The organism is Arthrobacter sp. Leaf337 (assembly GCF_001423745.1).
Taxonomy (GTDB): Bacteria; Actinomycetota; Actinomycetes; order Actinomycetales; family Micrococcaceae; genus Arthrobacter.
Map to the genome: position 1 here is coordinate 24,013 of NZ_LMPC01000009.1, position 22,272 is coordinate 46,284.

Below are 22,272 nucleotides of genomic sequence, written 5' to 3' on the forward strand. Positions count from 1 at the left end.
CGGGCCGCTGAGTTGACTTGACAGTATTGGAATCCCCGCCATTCTCTTCCAATACTTTGACGCTACCTCAACGCAGGACGCGAACCCAATATATCCGAGCCTATTCTCAGGTGTGTCGCACCCGCCCTGACGGCCGATTCAAGATCCTGGCTCATGCCCGCGGAGATCCCCGAAGCCGAGGGGTGGTCGCTGAGCAGCTGCGCCGAAATTTCGGCCAGTTTGGCGAACGACGCCTCCGGATCCGAACCCAGCGGAGCCACCGCCATCAGGCCGGCCAGCACAATGCCCGGCGATCCGGCCAACTGGTCAGCCAGGGCCGGCACCTCCAAGCGGCTCGCCCCGCCCCGGTGGCTGCCGGCGTCCTCGTCCAGGCTGACCTGGATGAAGCACTCGAGCGGACCCCGGCCGGTCCGCTCCTGCTCCGCAGCCACGGACCGGGCAAGGGCGGCCGCCAGCTGCGGCCGGTCCACGGAATGGATGGCATGGGCATACCGCACAACGGACTTTGCCTTATTGCTCTGCAGCTGCCCCACAAAATGCCAGCGGAGTCCGAGGTCACTGAGCGCGGAGGCCTTTTCCGACGCTTCCTGGTCCCTGTTCTCTCCGACGTCGGTGACACCCAAGGCAGCCAGCCTGCGAACATCGTCAGCAGGGTGGAATTTAGTCACCACGATAAGCTCCGGCGGGTTGTCCTGCCGGCCGGCGGCTTCCGTGGCGGCGGCAATCCTCCGCCGGACCGCGGCCAGGCGGTCCTGAATTTGGAGCAGGCGGGGGTCGTCCGCAGCTGTTACGGCACGGGGTTCACTCACTGGTCCACACCAACCCGGCGAACCGGCCCGTGGCCGGGTTCCCGCGGTAGGAGAACAGATTTTCGTTTTCGAGGGTGCAGGGTCCGGAATACTCCACGGCGACCCCGCGGGCCTCCAGCTGGCTGCGCGCCCCGGCCGGAAGGTCCAGGCCGGGGGTGCCCCAGGATGTTGTGGTCCATGTGGCAGGGACCGCCGCGGCGACATCGGTCCGCATGCCTTCCGGCACTTCGTAGCAGGATCCGCAGATTGACGGGCCGATCCAGGCCCGGATGTCTTCGGCCCCCTCGGCGCGCATGCGATCCACGGTTGCCGGGAGGACCCCGTTGGCCACTCCCGGGCGCCCCGCATGGGCAACAGCCAGGACCGGCTGTCCCCCCGATGTTGTCCCGGCAAGGACTACCGGGACGCAGTCCGCCACCATCACCGCCAGCGGACGCCCGGAGGACACCATTGCATCTGCGGTCGGGGCGGCAGGGCAGGCCGCCTCATCGCCGTCGCCGATGAAGGCCACGGCGTTGCCGTGAACCTGGTTCATGTACTGAAAGCCGCCGGCCGCCAGGCCGGCTTCGGCCTCAAGGAGTTCACGCCGGCGAAGGACTTCGGCCGGATCGTCCCCCACGTGGAGGGCGAGGTTTCCGGCCCCGGCGTCAGTGAATGCCACCCAGACGCCGGGCCGGACTTCGGTTCGCCACCAAAACAATCAAAACACCGCTAACTGACGAGCTGATAAAACGTCCTGCCAATGCCTACGTCGGGAAGTGCCTACTTCAGGAAGTCAGGGACATCCAGGTCGTCGGAGCGGCTGCCGGACAGGTCCGGCTCCACTACCGAGGGAAGGTCGACGTCGAAGCCGGAGTCGGCGGGGACGGCAGAGGGACGCTGCTGACCCCAGTTGCTGAGACCCGACGCTCCGATGCCGGCGTGCACGGGCTGAACGTGCTGCGACGGCGCCTGCGCGGGGGCAGGAGCGGAGGCCGGCGCAGCCGGGCGCTGCGGGGCGGCCTGCGGCTGCGACTGGTCCATGGACGGCGAGGTGGCTTTGACGTCGTCGAAGCCCGCCGCGATGACCGTGACGCGGGCCTCGTCACCGAGGGCGTCGTCGATGACGGCACCGAAGATGATGTTGGCTTCGGGGTGGGCCACTTCCTGGACCAGGCGGGCGGCCTCGTTGATTTCGAACAGGCCGAGGTCCGAGCCGCCCTGGATGGACAGCAGGACGCCGTGGGCGCCGTCGATCGAAGCTTCCAGGAGGGGCGACGCGATGGCGAGTTCCGCGGCCTTGACCGCGCGGTCCTCGCCGCGTGCCGAACCGATGCCCATCAGCGCGGAACCCGCGCCCTGCATTACGGACTTGACGTCTGCGAAGTCGAGGTTGATCAGGCCCGGAGTGGTGATCAGGTCGGTGATGCCCTGGACACCGGACAACAGGACCTGATCGGCGGAGCGGAAGGCATCCAGGACCGAGACATTGCGGTCGCTGATGGACAGGAGCCGGTCGTTGGGGATCACGATCAGGGTGTCGACTTCGTCGCGGAGGGCGTCGATGCCCGCCTCGGCGGAACCTGCGCGACGGCGGCCTTCGAAGGTGAACGGGCGGGTGACCACGCCGATGGTGAGCGCACCGAGCGAACGGGCAATGCGGGCCACGACAGGAGCGCCGCCGGTACCGGTGCCGCCACCTTCACCGGCGGTCACGAAGACCATGTCCGCGCCGCGGATGACCTCTTCGATCTCGTCGGCGTGATCCTCGGCCGCCTGCTTGCCGACCTCCGGGTTTGCACCGGCTCCGAGACCACGCGTCAGCTCGCGGCCGACGTCAAGTTTGACGTCGGCATCGCTCATGAGCAGAGCCTGGGCATCGGTGTTGATTGCGATGAATTCGACACCGCGGAGACCGACTTCGATCATGCGGTTGACTGCGTTCACGCCACCGCCGCCGATGCCGACGACCTTGATGACGGCCAAGTAATTCTGCGGAGCTGCCACGTTACGTGTCCCTTGTTCGTGTCCTATTGCGAAAACTGATGGAGTCGTGCTTGAAAGTTCAAACCTTAACCTTCGACTTGAAGGTTATAGTTATGTCAAGTAACTCATGCTGTGACGCTATTTCCTATGCCTGAGACATTCAATGACCTGATCCGCGTGTCGTTGGAATACCCGCTAAATAGAGCGGAAATCGCCGCGGATGACGGTCGCCGGCCTGCCGGCCCCAGAGCGCATGTGAATGCCTGTCCCGCTGCTTGCACCGGGAGATCGTCCACTATCGTGTCACGGGATGCCGCGGCACGCTGACATCGTAGACCTGGACAGGATTCTTGGGGTTGGCCGGCGCCTTGAGCAAGGCTTCGAGCACCTTGGCCTTAAGCTCCTTCTCCCCCGCGTTGCCCCAGACAATGGTCTGTCCGTCAACAAGTTTGAGTTCGACGGCGTCAACGGATTTCGCCGACGCATCGGACAGCCGGGCGAGGACGTCGGCAGGCAGCGCGGCCAGCACCGCGGTGATGGCCTTGAAAAGATCCTTGCCGATCACCCCTGCCCCGCCGTCGATCACCGGCAACAGGATGCTGCCCGGCTCCTGGGTGGTGCCGAGCTGCACGCCGTCAACATCAACGAGCTGGAACACCTCCCCCTGCTTCACCAGGGCGACCGGGGTGCGTTCCTGGATGTGTACCACCAGTACCGACGGCGGCCGCGCTTCGGTGGTCACGTCCTTGACCTGCACGAGGGGTTGCAGGAGCTGCTTCACCTCGTCGTCGTGGACCTGCGGCAGCGGCTTGCCGTGCAGCGGCTTGAGCGCGTCCTGGACCTGCTGCGGCGTGAGCATCTTGGTTCCGTCCACGGACACGGTCTGCACGGCGAACACCGGCGAGTAGACGGCGGCTGCCAGCAGGCCGGCCACCAGGGCAGCTACGATGCACACAGCCAGGATGATGTTCCGCCGGATCCGCTTGCCTTTGGGTTCCGGGAAGGACAGCACATTGTCCGTGGCGCGTTGGGGAGCAGATGCGACGTCGGCAGCGGGCGCGGGCCTGGACGCGGAAATCACGTCTGAGCGGCCGCTTGCCGGTTCGGCCTTTCCCCTGCCGGCGGGTGCCCCCGTCTTGTACGTGGGCCGGCGCGTACTAGGCACCCGGTGCCTCCGCCACTAGTGCCTCAACGATCAGCGGGCCGTAGGCGGTAACGTCGCCGGCGCCGGCCGTGAGCACAATATCCCCGGGCGCCGCGTTGGCGACGACGGCGCGGACTGCATCGTCGGCAGCGACCAGCCGGCCGCCCCCGGAGAGGCGGTCACCGATCAGCTGGCTGCTGACCCCGGGAATCGGATCCTCGCGGGCCGGGTAGATGTCCAGCACCAGAGCGGTGTCGGCAGCATTGAGCGCTTCGGCAAACTCGGCAGCAAACTCGCGTGTGCGGGAAAACAGGTGCGGCTGGAAAAGGACATGCACCTTGTGGTTCCCTGCGACGGATCGTGCCGCAGCAAGCGCCGCCCGGACTTCCGTGGGGTGGTGGGCGTAGTCATCGTAGACCCGGACGCCCCGCCCTTCGCCTTTGAATTCGAAGCGCCGTGATGCTCCGGAGAAATGGGCCAGGGCGCCGGAGGCCGGCCCGGGGGCGACACCCAGTTCCAGTGCCACGGCGAATGCCGCGGCAGCATTGAGCGCGTTGTGGCGGCCGGGAACCTGGAGCTCCAGCGCAAACTTTCCCGCGGGGGTGGAAACCCACACGTCGCCCGGTCCGCCGTCGTGCAGCCTCAGCTGCGAATCTTCGGCAGTGCCGTAGGTGACCACCCTGGTGTTGCCCCGTGCCGTTGTCCGCTCCGCCAGCGCGCGGGCGCCGGGATCATCGGCACAGGCCACCAGGACGCCGTCGGCCGGGAGCAGTTCGGTGAAACGGTCAAACGACTCGTAGACGGCCTCGGCGGTGCCGTAGTAGTCGAGGTGGTCGGGTTCGACGTTGGTGACAACGGCAATGTGCGGACGGTAGTTGAGGAACGATCCGTCGGATTCGTCGGCCTCGGCAACGAAGATGTCCGACGTGCCGCTGGCCGCGTTGACCCCCAGCGCCGGGACGTTGGCGCCTATTGCAAACGTGGGGTCCAGGCCGGCGCCCTGCAGCAGCACTGTGATCATCGACGTCGTGGTTGACTTCCCGTGGGTTCCGGCTACCGTGACCACACGGTCACCGGCCATGGTCGCCGCCAGCGCCTCGGACCGGTGAAGCACGGGCAGCCCGGCGTCACGCGCGGCCAGGAGTTCCGGATTGTCCGGGCGGATGGCGGAGCCCGCCACCACGGACTGGGCAGCACCAAGGTTGCCCGCGGCATAGCCCACATGGATGCCTGCGCCTGCAGCGGCGAGGTCCGCCATGACGGGCAGGTCCTTGGCGTCGGAACCGGTCACGGGGACGCCCCGGGCCACCATGATCCGGGCCACGGCGGACATGCCCACGCCGCCCACGCCGATGAAGTGCACGCGGCCCAGGGATTCAAGGCTCTGCGTGCCCGTAGCTGCTGTGGGCGTGGTCATTTGCTTACCGCTTCCAGGACAAGACCAGCCATGCGCTGATCTGCGTTTCGGATACCGAGTGCTTCGGCGCTGGCTGCCATCTTCGCCAGGCGGGCGGGATCTGACAGCAGCGGGATGATTTCACTGCTGACCCATGCGGGCGTGAACGATTCGTCATCAATGACCAGCGCCCCTCCTGCCGCTACCGGCCCGGCGGCGTTGAGGGCCTGCTCGCCGTTGCCGATCGGGAGCGGGACGAACACGGCCGGAACACCCACGGCCGCGGTTTCGCAGACGGTGGCGGCCCCTGCGCGCCCCACCAGCAGGTCGGCGGCCGCGTAGATGTTCTCCATGCCGTCGACATACTCCACTTGCCGGTAGCCGTCAGCGGCGAGGGGCTTTCCTTCGCCGTCAAGGACCACCTTGCCCTTTCCGGTGATGTGGAGGGTCTGGATGCCGGCCTTGGCCAGTGCTTCCACGGACGCTGCGATCGTCCGGTTGATGCTCTGCGCACCGGATGAGCCGCCGGTGACAATGAGCGCGGGTTTGTCCTGGTCCAGCCCCAGCAGTTCACGTGCCGCCTGCCGGGCGCCGGCACGGTCGAGCCCGGATACTTCCTTGCGCATCGGCATGCCGACGTGGCGCGCCCCGCGGAGTTTCGTGCCGGCGAAGGCTACGCCGACATGATGGCTGAACCGGGCGCCCACTTTGTTGGCCAGGCCGGCCCGCGTGTTGGCTTCATGGATGACGACGGGGATCCGGCGGCGCCGGGCGGCGAGGTAGAGCGGTGTACAGACGTAGCCGCCAACACCGACCAGAACGTCCGCCTGGGCGTCGTCGAGGATTCTTCCGGCCTGTTTGACCGCGCCCGCCAGCCGTCCGGGGAGCCGCAGCAGGTCGAGCGATGGCCTGCGGGGAAAGGGCACGCGGTCGATGGTGGCCAGCTCAAGGCCGGCTGCCGGGACCAGCCTGGTCTCCATCCCGCTGGGCGTTCCCACGGCCAGGAGTTGCACGTCCGGACGCACGTCACGCAACGCGGCCGCTATGGCCAGCAGCGGACTGATGTGTCCCGCTGTTCCGCCGCCGGCAAGGACTACTGACAAAGACTCGGCATTCATTAAGTGCTATTTACGCTTTCGTGAGGTGTGTGGTCGCCCGCCCTTGGTGCGGAACTTGAGGAGCCGCTTGGGCTGGACGCTGGGCGCCATCTGTTCCCGGGCCAACGACAACACTACGCCGACGGCGCACAGTGACATCAGCAGCGCCGAACCGCCATAGGAAATGAACGGCAGCGGCACTCCGATGACAGGGACGAGCCCGGTGACCACGGACATGTTGACGGTGGCCTGGCCCAGGAGCCACACCATGATGGTCCCGGCCAGCACACGGTGGAAGAGGTCCTCCTGCGCCACCACGACGCGGTAGATCGCGGCACCGAGGATGGCAAAGAGGATGAGTACGACGACGGTGCCTACCAGGCCGAGTTCCTCGCCGATGATCGCGAAGATGAAGTCGTTATGGGCTTCCGGGATCCAGCTGTACTTCTGCCGGCTTTGCCCCAGGCCGACCCCGAGCCAGCCCCCGGAGGCCAGTCCGTACAGGCCGTTGGTTGACTGGTAGTTGGCGTCGATGCCTTCGCCACAGGAGTTTCCGGTCCACCACGAGGTAATCCGGCACATCCGGTTTGAGCTTGTCACAGCCATGAACCCGGCACCCGCCACGGCAATCAAAGCTGCTATGCCGAACATGTAGAGCGGGACCCCGGCGAAGAACAGGGCGGCGGCCATGATCATCATGATGATCATGCCGGTGCCGAGGTCATTTCCGGCCAGGACGAGGCCGATGATGCCGGCGGCAATGGGAAGGACCGGGACCACCACATGCTGCCAGCGGTGGAGCAGTTTGGCTTTGACGGCCAGCACCGTGGCCATCCAGAGTGCGAGGGCCAGTTTGGCCGCTTCTGACGGCTGGAAGGTAATGCCGCCGAATTCAATCCAGTTCTGGTTGCCGTTGGTGCTGGTACCGATGAGCAAGACCAGGACGAGGAGCACATAGGCGCCGGCGATCCCAGGCCAGGCGAGGCGCTTAAGCCAGACGACATTAACCCGCGAGAGCACAAACATCAGGAACACCCCGATGGCGGCGAACATGCCCTGTTTGAGTGCTGCCGTGTACGGCGACTCCCCCGCGGCAATGGCCTCGACGCTGGACGCGGACAGAACCATCATGATGCCGATGGCCGTAAGCGCGAGGGTGGAACCCAGGATGAGGTAGTAGGTGGAACCGTTGCGTGACTTTCCGGTTCCTTCCAGCTTCGCCCAGAAGCTTCGGTACCAGCCGCGGAGCCTGGCCAGCGGAGGCACATGGCCTGCCCGTGCAGTCCCGCGGGCCGGAGCCTGGGGTGACGGCGGCCGGGTCCCGGCGGCCTTGCCTGTCCGCGGGGCCGGGGGAAGCCGGGTGGCACCCCGCTGCTTGGCAGCCGGGGCACGGGTGGGCGTGCTGACCATTGTTACTCCTCGCCGGTCTGAGCCTGCCCTTCCACGAGCCCGCGGACAGCTTCGATGAAGGCATCGCCACGGTGAGCGTAGGAAGAGAACTGATCCATGGAAGCAGCCGCCGGGGCCATCAGCACAGTGTCCCCCGGAGAGGCCAGCTGCGCTGCCGCGGCTACGGCCTGGGCCATTACAGTTTCCCCGTAGATCGGCGAGGGCACCGTGCCGGCGTCGTCCGTTTCGGCAGACTGCACATTTTCAGTGTCGCCCTTGCTGCGCCCGATCACGGGGACATCCGGTGCGTGTCGCTTGAGGGCGTCCGAGAGCGGGGCAGTGTCAGCTCCGATCAGGACGACGGCCTTCAGGCGGCCCGCCTGTTCCTTGACCAGCTCGTCGTAGCTCACACCCTTGGAGAGGCCGCCGGCAATCCAGATGACGTTGCTGAACGCGGACAGGGACGCCGCCGCTGCGTGCGGGTTGGTTGCTTTCGAGTCGTTGATCCACAGCACGTCGTTGTGGCGGGCAACGAGCTGGATCCGGTGCTCTCCCGGAATGTAGTTCTTCAGTCCCTGCCGCACGGCCTGTGGTTCCACACCGTACGCCCGGACCAGCGCTGCCGCTGCCAGGGCGTTGGCCACCATGTGGCGCGGTGCCACCGGACCGAGGTCCGCCATGGCGGCAAGCTCGGCGGCGCTGTCCTTGCGCTCGGCGATGAAAGCGCGGTCCACCAGGAGGCCCTCGACCACGCCGAGCATGCTGATGGCCGGCGTCAGCGTGGTGAATCCGACGGCGCGGCAGCCTTCCACGACGTCCGCGCCCTCCACCATCCGTTCGGTTTCGATCTGTTCGGCGTTGTAGATGCAGGCCTTTTGGGTCTGCTCGTAGACCTTGGCCTTGTCGGCCAGGTACGAAGCGTAGGATCCGTGCCAGTCCACGTGGTCCTCGGCGACGTTGAGGCAGACACTTGCCACCGGAGAGACGGAGTGGCTCCAGTGCAGCTGGAAACTCGACAATTCGACCGCAAGGACGTCGTACTCCACCGGATCCCGCAGGGCGTCCAGGATGGGCGTGCCGACGTTCCCGACGGCGATGGCCTTGAGCCCGGCGGCCTGCAGCATGGATTCGGTCAGGCCCACGGTTGTGGTCTTCCCGTTCGTTCCGGTGATGGTCAGCCAGTCCGCGGTCTTGCGGCCCTTCCGCTCACGCACCCGCCAGGCGAGTTCCACATCGCCCCAGACCGGGATGTGGGTCCGGGCAGCCAACGCGAGGAGGGCCTGGTCCGGCCGCCATCCCGGTGAGGTCACGATCAGGTCCGGCTTCTGGCCGTCGATCTTCGGCATGGTGTGCACGGCATCCTCGCCGAGGAGGACATCCACGGCGCCGACGATTTTCAGGGTGTCCGCCTGGGCGCGGGCCTTCGGGCTCGTGGCCGCGTCCACTACCACCACGCGGGCACCGAGTTCGATCAGGGTGTCGGCGGCAGCGAATCCGGATACGCCGATGCCCGTCACGACCACCCGGAGGCCGGACCAGTCGGAGTCCCAGCTCACGAGGTTCTCGAGCCGGGGGGACGTTGCCAGCGGCGAAGGTATAGGACTGCTCACAGCAGGACCACCCATTCTGCGTAGAAGATACCAAGGCCTGCGGCGACGAAGAGGCCGCCGAGGATCCAGAACCGAACCACCACGGTGACTTCCGCCCAGCCCTTGAGTTCAAAGTGGTGCTGGAGCGGGGCCATTTTGAAGAAGCGCTTGCCCTTGGTGATCTTGAAGTAGCCCACCTGGATGATCACCGAAAGGGTGATCAGGACGAAGAGTCCGCCGATGAAGGCGAGCAGCAGTTCGGTCCGGGACAGGATGGCGAAACCGGCAACGGCGCCGCCAATGGCCAGCGAGCCGGTGTCGCCCATGAAGATCTTCGCCGGAGACGTGTTCCACCACAGGAAGCCAACCAGGGCAGCGCTGAGGATTGCTGCAAGGAGTGCCAGGTCCAGCGGGTCCCGGACCGAATAGCAGCCGCCGCCGGCCTGCCGCGGCGAGCCGCAGGCCTGGTTGCTCTGCCAGATTCCCATCAGCGTGTACGCGCCGAACACCATGACCGATGCCCCGGCAGCCAGTCCGTCCAGACCGTCCGTGAGGTTCACGCCATTGGTGGCCGCCGTGACGATCAGGTTGGACCACAGAACAAACAGGATGGCGCCCAGGACGGTGCCGCCGAAGGCAAGGTTCAGCCAGGGGATGTCCCGCACCAGGGAGATCTGCGTGGATGCCGGAGTTACGCCGTCCGCATTGGGAAAATTCAAGGCCAGGACCGCGAAAATGATGCCGACGGCGCCCTGCAGCACCAGTTTGGCTTTTGCGTCCAGGCCAAGGCTGCGCTGCTTGGAAATCTTGATGAAGTCGTCCAGGAAGCCTACGAGACCCATTCCCACCATCAGGAACAGCAGCAGGAGCGCAGAGGCCGACGGTCCGGCTGACCGCGGATTCAGCATCCACATGATGAGGTGGGTCAGCGCGTAGCTCAGCAGGACCGCGAAGACCACGACGGTACCGCCCATGGTGGGCGTGCCGCGTTTCGTGTGATGGGAGGTAGGTCCGTCGTCGCGGATGAACTGGCCGTAGCTCTTCCGTACCAGCAGACGGATGAACAGCGGGGTTCCCACCAATGCAAACAGCAGGGCCAGGCCAGCGCCGATCAGCAGTGCAATCACAGCGACTCGCTCCCTTCATTGGCGGTTGCTCGGACTTGTGGGGGTAATGCTATCCGATCCCCCAAATGCCTCAGTCCCACGCTGTTGGAAGACTTGAAGAGGACCAGATCGCCGGGTTCCAGTTCCCGTTGGAGCAGATCGTAGGCTTCGTCGACGGACTCAGCGAAGACGCATTCGTCCCCCCATGAGCCTTCGTTCACGGCGGAGACATAGAGCGAACGCGCCTCGCGGCCAACTACCACCAGGCGGGAAATGTTGAGCCGCACCACCTGCGTGCCCACTGCCATGTGCTCCCGAATGGACTCGTCGCCCAGTTCCAGCATGGCGCCCAGGACGGCCCAGGTGCGGCGTCCGCGGCCCAGGTCCGCCAGCGTCCGCAGCGCGGCCCGCATCGATTCAGGGTTGGCGTTGTAGGCATCGTTGATGATGGTTACGCCGTCAGGCCGCTCGGTGCGTTCCATCCGCCAGCGGCTGGCGGCGGTCTGTGCGCTGAGGGATGCCGTGATCCGTTCCGCCGGGATGCCGGCGGCATAGGCCGCGCCGGCTGCCGCCAGGAGGTTGGTCACATGGTGCGCCCCGATCAGCCGGCTGCGGACCTGGTGCCCCGCGGCGTCGCCGGGGAAGAGAAGCTCGAACTCGGGATTGCCTGCCGCATTCGTCTCGACGTGGACGGCGCGCAGTCCGGCGGCCGGGACGTCATCTGCGGCCTGCGCGGAGAACCCCAGGACGTTCGCTTTGGTCCTGCTTGTCATGGCTGCGACGCGGCCGTCATCGAGGTTGAGCACGGCCGTCCCGCTGTCAGGGAGGGCTTCTACGAGTTCGCCCTTGGCAACGGCGATGTTGTCCACGCCGCCGAACTCCCCTGCATGGGCGGTACCGATGCCCAGGACCACCCCGATCTCGGGCTGGACCATGTCTGCGAGGTAGCGGATGTGTCCCACCCCGGTGGCGCCCATTTCGATCACGAGGTAACGGGTTCCGAAGCCGGCTTTGAATACCGTCAGCGGAACTCCCACTTCGCCGTTGTAGGAGCCTTGGGGCGAGACAGTATTGCCTTCCGCGGAAAGGATTCCGGCAAGGAGGTCCTTGGTGGTGGTTTTCCCGGCCGAACCGGTGATGCCGATAACCGTGAACTCCGAACCCTCGGCCTCGCGTCGGGCCCGGATCCGGCGCACGGATTCGGCGGCCAGAGCGCCCATGGCGAGGACCGCGTCTTCCACCACAATGGAGGGGTGGGGACTGCCGGAGTGATCGGCAGCGTCCCGTTCCACCAGGGCAAGGACAGCGCCGCGCGCGAAGGCCGCGCCGATGAAGTCGTGGCCGTCAGCAGTCTCCCCGGGCTTCGCCACGTAGAGGGACCCCTCCGTGGCTTCCCGGGAGTCCGTGACCACTGTCGTGGGCGTGATGGTCGGATCGGCGGCAAGGCGGCCGTCTGTAATTTCGGCAATTTCCGCCGCAGTAAATGCAATCATCTCGGTCTAGGACTCTATCCGCTCGTCATTCAGAACGGTGAATCCGCGGGCTGTCAAGGCCTCGCGGAGCTCCACCCTGTCGTCGAGCGCCAGATTGACGCCTTTGACTTCCTGCCACACTTCATGGCCGCGGCCGGCCACCAGGATCGTGTCCTTCGCCTGCGCCATCTCCACAGCCTGCCTGATTGCCGCGTCGCGCGGAAACGACTCCAGGATGGTGCAGCCAAGGCGGTCGGTTTCCTTGGCCTCGTGCGCGCCCGCCAGGACGTCCGCGCGGATGGCCGCGGCGTCCTCGTCATGGGGGTCGTCGTCGGTAATGATCACCACATCCGCCAGCCGGGCGGCGATGGCACCCATGGCCGGCCGTTTGCCTTGGTCGCGCTGCCCTGTGGCTCCGAAGACCACAATCACCTTCGAGCCGGGTTCGGGTGAGCGCACTGCTTCCAGGGCCCGCTGCAGGGCGTCCGGGTTGTGGGCAAAGTCGACGACGGCGGCCGGGGCGGTGCAGACGAGCTGCATGCGCCCGGGGACGGCCACGGTGAACGGATCGGCCGAGTCGAGGGCTGACTGCAGCGTCTCAGGGTCGACTCCGCTAGCCAGTACCATGACGGTTGCGAGGGCGGCGTTGGAAACATTGAAGCTGCCCGGAAGCCCCGTGTGAACGTGGAGTTCCGTGCCGTCACGGTGCCGTAGCCGGAACTGCGTTCCCAGGCCCCGGGGCGCGGTGGCCGTGACAGCCCAGTCAGCACCGGATGCTGCGGGATCGATGCCCTGGGCTGTTGCCAGGGTGGTGACCGGAATACCGGCACCGGCAGCAAGGCGGCGGCCCCAATCGTCGTCCACGGTGACTACCGCCTGCTTGGCGCGGGGGCGCGTAAAGAGCTCCGCTTTGGTCTGGAAATATTCGTCCATGGTGCCGTGCAGGTCCAGATGGTCCTGGGTCAGGTTGGTGAACCCGGCGACGTCGAACTGCACACCGTCCACGCGGTGGAACGACACGGCGTGCGAGGAAACCTCCATGGAGGCGGCGTCCAGGCCACGCTCCCGCATCAGGGCCAGCAGTGCGTGGATGTCGGTGGACTCCGGTGTCGTCAGCAGGCTGGGAATGGGCTCACCGCCGGCCAGGATCTCGATGGTGCCGATCAGCCCGGTCTTGCGGCCCAGGGCCTGCAGCAGGGCGTTGATGAAATAGGTCGTGGTGGTCTTGCCGTTGGTGCCGGTGACGCCGAACAGTGCGGGCACAGCGCCGCCTACAGGCCGGCTCTGGTAGATCAGTGCCGCCAGCCCGCCCACCGCGCTGCGAGGCTTGTCAACCACGAGGACCGGCACGGGAGTGTCAGCGGACAGCGCAAGGAGCCTGGCGCCGTCGTCGTCCGTGACAACCGCAACAGCGCCCGCCGTGACGGCCTGCGATACGAAGTCCGCCCCGTGCCGGGCGGCGCCGGGGAGGGCAACGTAGAGGTCACCCGGCTGCACGGACCTGGAGTTCAGGGAGATCCCGGTGACCGGAATGGCGCTGGATGCCCCGGGAACGACGACGCCGACGGACTCGCCGATGATACCCAGCGGAACCGCGGCAACGGCGGACGGCCGGAACCCGGAACCGGGAACCGCGCCTCTCGTTGCGTCGGTACTGTCTGGGGCATGGTGCTCTGACAAGTGGATCTCCGTTGGCGCTAGTGGATCACACCGGGCGTAGGGGAAGATCCCCTGATGCGTACGATGTTGTGGACGTGCTACTTGACGTATTGGGGCAGCCTGGCAGGCTCGCCTGTTGAGGGCGGAACGTTGTACGTCCGCAGCACCTGGCTCATCACCGAGCGGAACACCGGACCGTTGGTGATTCCGTAGATGCTGCCTTTGGGGCGCTGCAGGACAACTTCAACAATAAACCGCGGATCGTCCATCGGCGCCATCCCCACCATGGAAGCGGTGTAGCCGCAGTATCCCGACTTGCCGTCGTCACACGGCGACTGGGATGTCCCGGTTTTAGCGCCGACGCGGTAGCCGTCGATTGCTGCTTCCTTGATCTGCCCCTCGGTCACGGCGCTCTCCAGGATGTCCCGGACCTGCTGTGCGGTTTCCTTGGACACGATCTGCCGGCTCTCCTTCGCCGGGACCTTTTCCTCAGTTCCGTCCGGGCTGATGTAGCTGTCGATCAGGCGGGGCTGGAGCATTACGCCGTTGTTGGCTATCGACTGGTAGGCCCGCACGGTCTGAAGCGTGGACTGCGAAACGCCCTGCCCGAACAGGACGGTGTACTCCTGCCGGCCGTCCCACTGGTCAGCAGGAGTGAGGATGCCGGTCGCTTCGGCAGGAATCCCGATGTCGGGGGCTTCGCCGATGCCGAACTTCTGCAGCCAGTCGTGGCGCTGTTCCTTGGTAAGCCGCTGGCCCGCCATCACCGTTCCGGTATTCATCGACCAGCCCAGGATCCCGGCCAAGGTCCGTTCCTCGGTCCCGTGATCGAACGAGTCGGTGAAGACCTGACCGTCCACCACATAGGACGACGGGATGGTGAACTTGTCCAGCGGGCTCGACTTGCCCTCCTCGATGACGGCGGCGGCCGTAATCATCTTCTCTACGGAGCCCGGTTCGTAGGCGGCCGTCACCGACCGTACACCGCGGTCCGTGGCGGCCACCTTGCCGGGGTCGTTGGGATCCGGTGCGTTGGTGTCTGCCATGGCGATGATATTGCCGGTCTTGATGTCCTGGACGATGATGACGCCCCACTCGGCGCTCAGCTTGTCCGACTGGTTCTGGATTGCCTGCTGGGCAAAATACTGGAGGTCGGAATTGAGCGTGAGCCGGATGTCCTTGCCGTCGACGGCGGGCGTCAGTTCATCCACGCCGACAGGGATGCGCAGGCCATCGGCGCCGATTTCGAAAAGCCGCTTGCCGGGAGTCCCCTTGAGGACTTCGTCCTGGGTCTGCTCCAGCCCCGCCTGGCCGGTTGTTCCGTCCTGCAGGAATCCTACGATCCCGCCGGCAACAGAGCCGTTCGGGTAAACGCGCTTGCTAGTGCCGACGGTGACTATTCCCGGGATCTGGAGCTGGGAGATCCGGTCCTCCATATCGGGCTTGAGATCCTTCGCCACGATGTAATAGGGCTTCTCCCCCGTCAGGGCCTCTTTGACGTCCGCTGGGTCCTGCCCCAGCACGGCGGCCAGCTCCTCGATGCCCTTGTCCCTGGAAACGGTAACGAGCTCTTCCTTGTCGCCGACTGTGTCCAGGCGCTTGAAGGACTCCGTCTTCGTGTTGACGCGCTGGTCCACCACCACGTTGTAGCGGATGACGCTGTTGGCGAGGACGGTTCCGTTCGCGTCCAGGATGCTGCCGCGTTCGGCGGGGAGCTCGATCGGGGTGAGGCGGTTGTTCAAGGCGGCCTCAGCCATTCCGCCGATGTCCAGTCCCTGGACCATGAACAGTTTGCCGCCGACCACCAACAGCAACGCAAGCATCATGCCCAAGCCGAGGCGGAGCCTCCTGGTGGCGTTCGGCACTTTTGCGATTGTTTTCTTGCCGGTGCTCTGCGCCACGGTGAGTCCTTGCTGCTTGCTTACTGGTGTTCAGTCCTGTCAGTTACTGCCCGGCGTCTTCTGCTTTGGTGCCGGAACGGATCCTCCGTGGAGATCAGCCGCGGGCTTCGCGGCGGCGGGCGGCTTCGCGGCAGCCTGGGCAGCGGCTGCGGCTGCGGCCGGTGCCGCAGCCGGAGCTGCGGCGTCCGCCGGCTTGCGGACGGCCAGCGGCTCCTTGGTGGTGGCTGGCGGAACCACCGTCAGCTGCCCGGCGACTGCCGGCGCTGCAAGGATGGAACCGGGCTTGTCACCCTTAACTGCTGGTTTAGGGGTGCCGCTGACGGTAAGAGTGGAAAGGTCGATCTGCCCCTTGCCTGTGGAAGCCACCATTCCCAGTTCCGTGGCCTTGGCAGCCAGGTTCTGGGGAGCATCGAAATTCTGGACCTGCTGTGTCAGGTCCTGGTTCTGCTTCGTCAGCGTGGTTTGGTCGCTCCTGAGTTGCACCAGCTGGTACTGCGCTGTGGAAACGGAGATGTTCAGCACCAGGACCGCCATGAGCGCGACAGCCAGCAGTGCGAAGCACAGCACCACAAAAGGGGCCCTGCGCTTGCGCGGGGTCGAGCGGACCACGGACAGCGGGGTCCGCAGCTTCCGCTCGGATCCGCCGGAGAGCTTAAGTCCCGTGAGGGCTCGGGCCGCCGTGCCGGACACGACTGGGAAGTTCTTGGCAGCGGCGGTGCTCATGCGGCCCTCCTGGCTCTGATTCGTTCAACTGCGCGCAACCGCGCGGACGCTGCGCGTGGGTTCTCGGCGATTTCATCGGCGGTGGGCACTTCGGTGCCCTTAGTCAGGGTTTTGAGTTCGGGCTTGTGTTCTTCCAGTTCCACCGGGAAGCCCAGCGGCGCGGAGGACTTGGATCCGGTCTGGAAGACTTTCTTGACGATTTTGTCCTCCAGCGAGTGGTAGGACATGACTACAACGCGGCCCCCCATCGCGAGGGCGTCCACAGCGGCAGGCACCGCACGTTCCAGGACGTCGAGTTCCTCATTGACTTCGATCCGCAGTGCCTGGAAGGTCCGTTTGGCCGGGTGGCCGCCGGTCTTCGCTGCCCCTGCCGGAACCACCGCACGGATGGTGTCAACCAGTTCCCCTGTGGTGGCGAACGGCTTGGCTGCACGCGCGGCCACGATGCGGTTGGCGATCCGGCCGGCGAACTTTTCCTCACCCCATTTGCGGATGATCCGGACCAGGTCCTCTTCGCTGTAGTTGTTCACGACGTCCGCGGCCGTCTGGCCCCGGCTCGTGTCCATGCGCATATCCAGGGGCGCGTCAAAAGAATAGGCAAAACCGCGATCGCGCTCATCCAGCTGGAGGGAGGATACGCCCAGGTCCATCAGGACGCCGTGGACTTCCTCGATGCCAAGGTCCCGGAGGACGTCCGGGATTTCGTCGTAGACGGCATGGACCAGATCGGTGCGGTTTTCGAAGGGCTTAAGACGCTCCCCGGCCAGGGCCAGGGCTTCTTCGTCGCGGTCGATTCCGATGAGGTGAAGGTCCGGAAACCGCTGGAGCAGGGCTTCGGAGTGACCGCCCATTCCCAGGGTTGCGTCGATGACCACCGGCGTCTCGCCCCGGTGGCGGGCCGCCTCGATGCCAGGGGCCAACAAATTGATGCACCGGTCCTTGAGGACCGGTACATGGCGTTCGGACGTGGGTTTTGGCTGGTTGGGATCGCTCATACCTTCGTCCTTTCGTGCCGCTGTTTGCCTTGTGGGCCTGGCTGGTCCTCGGTGCGCTTCTTAAGCCAGATCCCCATCCGCGCCTAACCCAACGTCCGCCTGGCTCCGGGGAAGTGAGCCAGGACAACGTTCGGATGGGCGGCTGGAGATCTCGTTCAAGAAACGCTGCCGTCGTCGTTTCCGGGCCTCAGAAGATTCCCGGGATGGCGTCGTCGGTTTCAGAGAAGGAGGTTTCCTTCTCTGCCAGGTACTCGTTCCAGGCCTGGGCATCCCAGATCTCCGCTCGGGAACCGGCGCCGATAACGGCGAGCTCCCTGCCAAGACCTGCATATGCCCGGAGTGCGGGAGGAATAGTCACGCGCCCCTGCTTGTCAGGTACCTCGTCCGAGGCTCCAGAGAGGAAAACCCGGATGTAGTCACGAGTCTGCTTGGAGGAGATGGGCGCCTCCCGCATTTGCTCGTGAATCCGTTCGAATTCCCGCTCACTGAAGACGTAGATGCAGCGCTCCTGGCCCCTTGTGAGAACCAGTCCGCTGGCAAGTTCCTCACGGAACTTCGCTGGGAGGATGATCCGCCCCTTTTCGTCCAAACGCGGCGAGTGAGTGCCAAGAAACATGGCCACCCGCCTGTCTGTCGTCAGGAGCTGCACGTCCCCTGTGCTGCCACTACCCTCTTACCTGCTCCACTTTACTCCACATCGCTCCACAGTCAACGCGACACGGAAGATTCGTCCCGGGTTTGGACAAATCCAATCCCGCAAATCCGGGGTTTCGGGCGGGTGGTGGAAAGTGGAGGGATAACGGCGGCTAAAGGGCCGCGAGGGACCGCACGACGGCGGAAGGTGCGGACGGGACGGCATCGCGCCCACGATTGCAGGCCGTTAAATGCAAAAGACCCACCGGGGCGGGTCTTTCTGCAGGTCTGCCAGGGGCAGGTGGTGCGAAGTGGAGCGTTAGCTTACGCTGTCGCGGTCGAGGTCGCGGTCGAGCTACTACTGCTCGCCCCGGCGTCGTTCGTCCCAGCGTTCTTCAAGGCCGCTCATGAACGAACTGCGCCCCTTGCCGGCTTTCTTGCCACCGGTCGATTTCGCTTTGCCGGCGGCGGAACTGCGCATCGTTGCGAAATAGACTCCGGCTCCCATCACGATAAATCCGAGGACACCAACAAAAATGCTCTGAAGTGATACGCCCACCAGCAGGAGGAGGACGCCGGCCAGTGTGGCCAGCACGCCGATCACGATGTGGCGCGTGGACCAGTTACGGCCCGGATCCGATCCCATTGAATTGGCAAACTTCGGATCGTCCTCGTGCAGCTGCTTCTCCAGCTGCTCGAGCAACTTCTGTTCGTGCTCCGAGAGCGGCATCACGACCTCCTTAAGTCGGCCAACGTCGGGACCTGCTCTGGCCCCCGTGTTGTCAATCCACTAACGTCCGGCGTGCGCAGGAGGTTCCCGGCCACCGTACAACGAAAGGCCGGGTTCCACGCATTCGGACGGCGGACCGATTCAGCAGGCTGTTCAGGGCTTACTTCTTAGGTATGTCCAGACGTTCGAAATCTATGTATATCTAAGGATAGTTTGTTGCGCCCTGTTCTGAAAGACACTCCCAGCGCGGCGGGACGGGTCACCCTCCGGGCGTGTGCGGGTCCATCAGGCGGGCCGGAAGCACGGATTTCGAGCCGAACTTAGCCGCCACCTTGTCCAGGGCCTGTTCCGCAGCCCGCCAGTTGTCGTCGCGGCGGTCAAAGCTCAGCTGCAGCGAAGTCTGGGCAGCATCTTCAAGCTGCTCAGCCCTGACACCGACGAGGCGTACCGTCATGGCCCGCGGACCGAGCGATTCGAGGAGCTGAACGGCCACGGCGTAGATCAGCTGTGCACTGTCTACCGGAGCGTGCACCGTCCGGCTGCGCGTGATGGTGGAGAAATCGGTGTAGCGGAGCTTGAGGGAGATGGTCCTCGCCACCATCCCCGTGCTTCGGAGCCGCTCGGCGGTCCGGTGCGACAGGCGCAGCAATTCACGGTGCAGGAGAGCGTCGTCGGCTGTATCCACGGCGAACGTTTCCTCGGCGCCGATGCTCTTCTCGAGTCGGACCGGAGTTACGGGACGGGGATCAATCCCCCACGACAGCCGGTAGACGTGCTCCCCTGACACCCCAAGCAGCTTCTTTAGTGCTGACGGCGGCGTTGCGGCGACATCGGCCACGGTCCGGATTCCCATGCGGGCCAGCACCTCGCCCGTCTTCGCCCCGACGCCCCACAGTGCGTTGACCGGAAGGCTGTGCAGGTAGGCAACCGTTTCATCCGGCCCGATCAGCAGGAGCCCGTCCGGCTTACAGCGGGTAGAGGCTATCTTGGCCACAAATTTGCTGGCCGCAATGCCGACGGACGCCGTGATGCCGAGTTCCTCGTGCACGCGCCGACGGATGATCCCGCCGATCTCGCGCGGACTACCCAGCCTCCGGATTGCTCCGCCGACGTCAAGGAAGGCCTCGTCGACGCTCAGCGGCTCCACCAACTCCGTGATCGAGCCGAAGATGGCCATGAGCTGGGCGGACACCTCGTAGTAGAGCTTGTGCCGTGGCTCGATAATGACTGCCGAGGGGCACATGCGCGCCGCCATTGCCATGGGCATCGCGGACTTGACCCCGAATTTCCGGGCCTCATAGGACGCTGACAGCACCACCGAACGCTCCGCCGGGTAACCCACTATCACGGGTTTGCCGCGAAGTTCCGGCCGGGTCCGGAGCTCAACGGAGACGAAAAAAGCGTCCATGTCCACATGCATGATGCTGCTTCGCCGGAGCTCCCGGAGGGTCGCTTCGAGCTGCTGTTTATCCTGTTCCGACCCCACGTCTTCAATCCTATGCCGTGGTACTGACTAAACTGGAGGCTGCATCCGGCGTCAACACCAGGAGGAATGTCCCTGTGAAGGTAATTGGAAAGCTCAAGCCTGCGGGCTGCGCCGTGATTGTGGCCGGCGTGGTGCTGGCCCTGGCGGCGTGCACCCCGGCCAATCCCGGCGCTACGGCCACCGGGACTGCCAGCGCTTCAGCTTCCGTCACCGGACAGGCATCCACCACGGCCCCCGCGAGTCCCACAGCCTCGCCCGGAACCACCGCCGCCGTCGGCGCGCTGGTGGCCGGCTTCCCCGAGAAACTGCTGCCCGTGATGCCGGGGGCAAAGGTCGTGTCCAGCAGCTTCGACAAGACGACCACTCCGGCAACAGCGGCTTTGGTGGGAAACATCACCTCGCCGGCTGCCGCCGTCGTGGCTTTCTACACCAAAGAGCTGGAGGCCCAGGGCTTCAAAGCAGTGCCCGGCGAGAACGTGGGCGCGGTCGCGTCCAAGGATTTCCTCCGCGGTGACAACGAAACCGTGAACATCGCCGTGGTGGAAACCGGCGGGATCTCCACGTTCACCATCGGCGCCAACGTCGCAGCCGAGTCCGCGAAGTGACGGTCGCGGAGCAGCTGCGCCTGGAGCAGACGGCCTACGTAGCCGCTGTCGCCGGCAAGCTCAATGATTTTCTGGCGACCCGCCAGTCCGTGATGTCCGCCATTTCCCAGGACATCGACCCCCTGATGGGGTCCATTTCCAATCTGGTCACCGGCGGCAAGCGGCTGCGTGCGCTGATGTGCTACTGGGGGTGGCGCGGAGCAGGCGGGGATGCGGCTGCCACCGAGGTGGTCACTGCCGGATCGGCACTGGAGCTCTTCCAGGCGGCGGCGCTGATTCACGATGACATCATCGACCGCTCGGATACTCGGCGCGGAGGACCCAGCGTCCACCGCCGCTTCAGCCAGCTGCATGAAGACCAGGGCTGGGCCCTGGACAGCGAGCGCTTCGGCCATGCCGCAGCCATCCTGACCGGCGACCTCTGCCTCTCGTTCAGCGAGGAAACGTTCACGGACATCGGCCAGGCGGCAGCATCGGGGAGCCAGGCCCGGCTGATCTTCAACCTGATGAGGGCCGAAGTGATGGCCGGGCAGTACCTGGACATCCTGGAAGAAGTCGCAGGTCCCATGCGCGACCGGGCCGGCGCGGTCAGCCGGGCCCAGTCAATAATCCGGTTCAAGTCGGCGAAGTATTCCACGGAGCACCCGCTCGCGCTCGGCGGCGCTCTGGCCGGCGCTTCCGATGAACTGCTCCGCGGCTACTCAGCGTTCGCGCTGCCGCTGGGCGAAGCCTTCCAGCTCCGGGACGACGTGCTGGGAGTGTTCGGCGATCCCGTGACCACAGGGAAGCCGGCGGGCGATGACCTCAGGGAGGGGAAGAGGACGGTCCTGGTTGCCTTCGCCCTCGACCAGGCGTCGCCGGAGGAATCACGCTTCCTCGACGCAAAGCTCGGAAGCCCGGACCTGTCCGACGATGATGTGGAGGAGATACGCCGCATCATCGTGGACTGCGGTGCGCTCCAGGCCACCGAAGTCCTGATTGAGGAATTCGGCCGCGCCGCCTTTAGTGAACTGGACATGCTTCCACTGGAAGACCTGCCAAAGACGGCCCTGCGGAAACTCGCCGAGGCAACCGTCAGCCGCGCCTCCTGACTTGGGGGCGCGGCCACCGCGCTTGGAATAACCGCGCGGTGCTACCGGGCAGTGCTACCGGGTGAGGACTACCAGGCGAGGGACTGTGCCCTGCGGCGGATCTCGGTCTTCCGGCCTTCACGCAATGCGTCAATAGGGCGGCCCCGCAGTGATTCATCCGGCGTGAAAAGCCACGTGATGAGTTCCTCGTCGGAATACCCTGCATCCGACAGGACCACGATGGTCCCCTTAAGGCTCTCGACCGGATGGCCGTCCTGCATAAAGCCGGCGGGCACCGACCTGATGCGACGTTCACCGACCCTCAGCGCCACCAGTGCTTTTTCGTCCAGCAAACCGTGGACCTTAGTAATGGAAACGTTCATCATTTCTGCAACGTCGGGCAGGGGCAGCCATTCGCCTACAAGGCTTTCTACAGTACTCACGGATCAAGATTGCCACGCGGTGCACTGTTGCGCCTAGTCAGCCCAATGAGGCGGGCCGAT

General features: G+C 65.4%; 20 protein-coding genes. 2 read left to right on the forward strand and 18 right to left on the reverse strand.

The window, feature by feature from the left end:
* Positions 1 to 62 precede the first annotated feature (62 nt).
* The 17 genes from ASF98_RS08260 to dinB all read right to left on the reverse strand — a co-directional run bounded on the left by ASF98_RS08260 (position 63) and on the right by dinB (position 20,028).
* Positions 63 to 809 (reverse strand): YggS family pyridoxal phosphate-dependent enzyme, encoded by a 747-nt coding sequence (locus ASF98_RS08260; RefSeq protein ID WP_055800090.1) that lies wholly within the window; start codon positions 807 to 809, stop codon positions 63 to 65.
* Positions 802 to 1,509 (reverse strand): polyphenol oxidase family protein, encoded by a 708-nt coding sequence (locus ASF98_RS08265; protein WP_055800093.1) that lies wholly within the window; start codon positions 1,507 to 1,509, stop codon positions 802 to 804. The genes ASF98_RS08260 and ASF98_RS08265 overlap by 8 nt, the downstream gene beginning before the upstream one ends.
* Before the next feature lie 62 nt (positions 1,510 to 1,571).
* Entirely contained in the window at positions 1,572 to 2,795 is a 1,224-nt protein-coding gene (gene ftsZ, locus ASF98_RS08270) for a cell division protein FtsZ (RefSeq protein WP_055800096.1), read from the reverse strand.
* 274 nt (positions 2,796 to 3,069) lie between these two features.
* The gene (locus ASF98_RS08275; RefSeq protein WP_055800099.1) at positions 3,070 to 3,939 is read right to left on the reverse strand and encodes an FtsQ-type POTRA domain-containing protein; all 870 of its coding nucleotides are present in this window, start codon (positions 3,937 to 3,939) and stop codon (positions 3,070 to 3,072) included.
* On the reverse strand, positions 3,932 to 5,335 hold the full coding sequence (gene murC, locus ASF98_RS08280; RefSeq protein WP_055800102.1) for a UDP-N-acetylmuramate--L-alanine ligase: 1,404 nt from the start codon (positions 5,333 to 5,335) through the stop codon (positions 3,932 to 3,934). The genes ASF98_RS08275 and murC overlap by 8 nt, the downstream gene beginning before the upstream one ends.
* The gene (murG, locus tag ASF98_RS08285; protein WP_055800105.1) at positions 5,332 to 6,432 is read right to left on the reverse strand and encodes an undecaprenyldiphospho-muramoylpentapeptide beta-N-acetylglucosaminyltransferase; all 1,101 of its coding nucleotides are present in this window, start codon (positions 6,430 to 6,432) and stop codon (positions 5,332 to 5,334) included. Before murG ends, murC begins: the two co-directional genes overlap by 4 nt.
* Positions 6,433 to 6,438: 6 nt before the next feature.
* Positions 6,439 to 7,821 (reverse strand): putative lipid II flippase FtsW, encoded by a 1,383-nt coding sequence (ftsW, locus tag ASF98_RS08290; RefSeq protein WP_055800108.1) that lies wholly within the window; start codon positions 7,819 to 7,821, stop codon positions 6,439 to 6,441.
* Between the two features lie 2 nt (positions 7,822 to 7,823).
* Positions 7,824 to 9,425, reverse strand: a complete 1,602-nt coding sequence (gene murD / locus ASF98_RS08295; protein ID WP_055800111.1) for a UDP-N-acetylmuramoyl-L-alanine--D-glutamate ligase — start codon at positions 9,423 to 9,425, stop codon at positions 7,824 to 7,826.
* Positions 9,407 to 10,516: a phospho-N-acetylmuramoyl-pentapeptide-transferase gene (mraY, locus tag ASF98_RS08300; RefSeq protein ID WP_055800114.1), complete on the reverse strand. Its 1,110-nt coding sequence runs from the start codon at positions 10,514 to 10,516 to the stop codon at positions 9,407 to 9,409. The genes murD and mraY overlap by 19 nt, the downstream gene beginning before the upstream one ends.
* Complete coding sequence (locus ASF98_RS08305) at positions 10,513 to 11,988, reverse strand: UDP-N-acetylmuramoyl-tripeptide--D-alanyl-D-alanine ligase (protein WP_055800116.1); 1,476 nt, start codon at positions 11,986 to 11,988, stop codon at positions 10,513 to 10,515. Before ASF98_RS08305 ends, mraY begins: the two co-directional genes overlap by 4 nt.
* 6 nt (positions 11,989 to 11,994) lie before the next feature.
* Entirely contained in the window at positions 11,995 to 13,647 is a 1,653-nt protein-coding gene (locus tag ASF98_RS08310; protein ID WP_055800120.1) for a UDP-N-acetylmuramoyl-L-alanyl-D-glutamate--2,6-diaminopimelate ligase, read from the reverse strand.
* A gap of 77 nt (positions 13,648 to 13,724) precedes the next feature.
* Positions 13,725 to 15,527, reverse strand: a complete 1,803-nt coding sequence (locus ASF98_RS08315) for a peptidoglycan D,D-transpeptidase FtsI family protein (protein ID WP_055800124.1) — start codon at positions 15,525 to 15,527, stop codon at positions 13,725 to 13,727.
* 39 nt (positions 15,528 to 15,566) lie between these two features.
* Complete coding sequence (locus ASF98_RS08320; RefSeq protein ID WP_055800127.1) at positions 15,567 to 16,250, reverse strand: hypothetical protein; 684 nt, start codon at positions 16,248 to 16,250, stop codon at positions 15,567 to 15,569.
* On the reverse strand, positions 16,247 to 17,245 hold the full coding sequence (gene rsmH, locus ASF98_RS08325) for a 16S rRNA (cytosine(1402)-N(4))-methyltransferase RsmH (RefSeq protein ID WP_055800129.1): 999 nt from the start codon (positions 17,243 to 17,245) through the stop codon (positions 16,247 to 16,249). The genes ASF98_RS08320 and rsmH overlap by 4 nt, the downstream gene beginning before the upstream one ends.
* Positions 17,246 to 17,432: 187 nt before the next feature.
* Positions 17,433 to 17,861, reverse strand: a complete 429-nt coding sequence (gene mraZ, locus ASF98_RS08330) for a division/cell wall cluster transcriptional repressor MraZ (RefSeq protein ID WP_028271726.1) — start codon at positions 17,859 to 17,861, stop codon at positions 17,433 to 17,435.
* Positions 17,862 to 18,236: 375 nt separating this feature from the next.
* Positions 18,237 to 18,608 carry a DUF3040 domain-containing protein gene (locus ASF98_RS08335; protein ID WP_055800140.1) on the reverse strand — a complete coding sequence of 124 codons (372 nt, stop codon included), beginning with the start codon at positions 18,606 to 18,608 and terminating at the stop codon, positions 18,237 to 18,239.
* Between the two features lie 259 nt (positions 18,609 to 18,867).
* Complete coding sequence (gene dinB, locus ASF98_RS08340) at positions 18,868 to 20,028, reverse strand: DNA polymerase IV (RefSeq protein ID WP_156372340.1); 1,161 nt, start codon at positions 20,026 to 20,028, stop codon at positions 18,868 to 18,870.
* Positions 20,029 to 20,168: 140 nt separating this feature from the next.
* Here dinB and ASF98_RS08345 point away from each other — a divergent pair, with 140 nt between their 5' ends.
* Both ASF98_RS08345 and ASF98_RS08350 read left to right on the forward strand, forming a co-directional pair.
* Positions 20,169 to 20,699 (forward strand): hypothetical protein, encoded by a 531-nt coding sequence (locus tag ASF98_RS08345; protein WP_055800146.1) that lies wholly within the window; start codon positions 20,169 to 20,171, stop codon positions 20,697 to 20,699.
* Positions 20,696 to 21,790: a polyprenyl synthetase family protein gene (locus ASF98_RS08350; protein ID WP_055800149.1), complete on the forward strand. Its 1,095-nt coding sequence runs from the start codon at positions 20,696 to 20,698 to the stop codon at positions 21,788 to 21,790. Before ASF98_RS08345 ends, ASF98_RS08350 begins: the two co-directional genes overlap by 4 nt.
* Positions 21,791 to 21,858: 68 nt before the next feature.
* Here ASF98_RS08350 and ASF98_RS08355 read toward each other — a convergent pair whose 3' ends face one another.
* A complete protein-coding gene (locus ASF98_RS08355; protein WP_055800152.1) occupies positions 21,859 to 22,212 on the reverse strand; it encodes an Rv2175c family DNA-binding protein in 354 nt (117 codons plus the stop codon).
* Positions 22,213 to 22,272 lie beyond the last annotated feature (60 nt).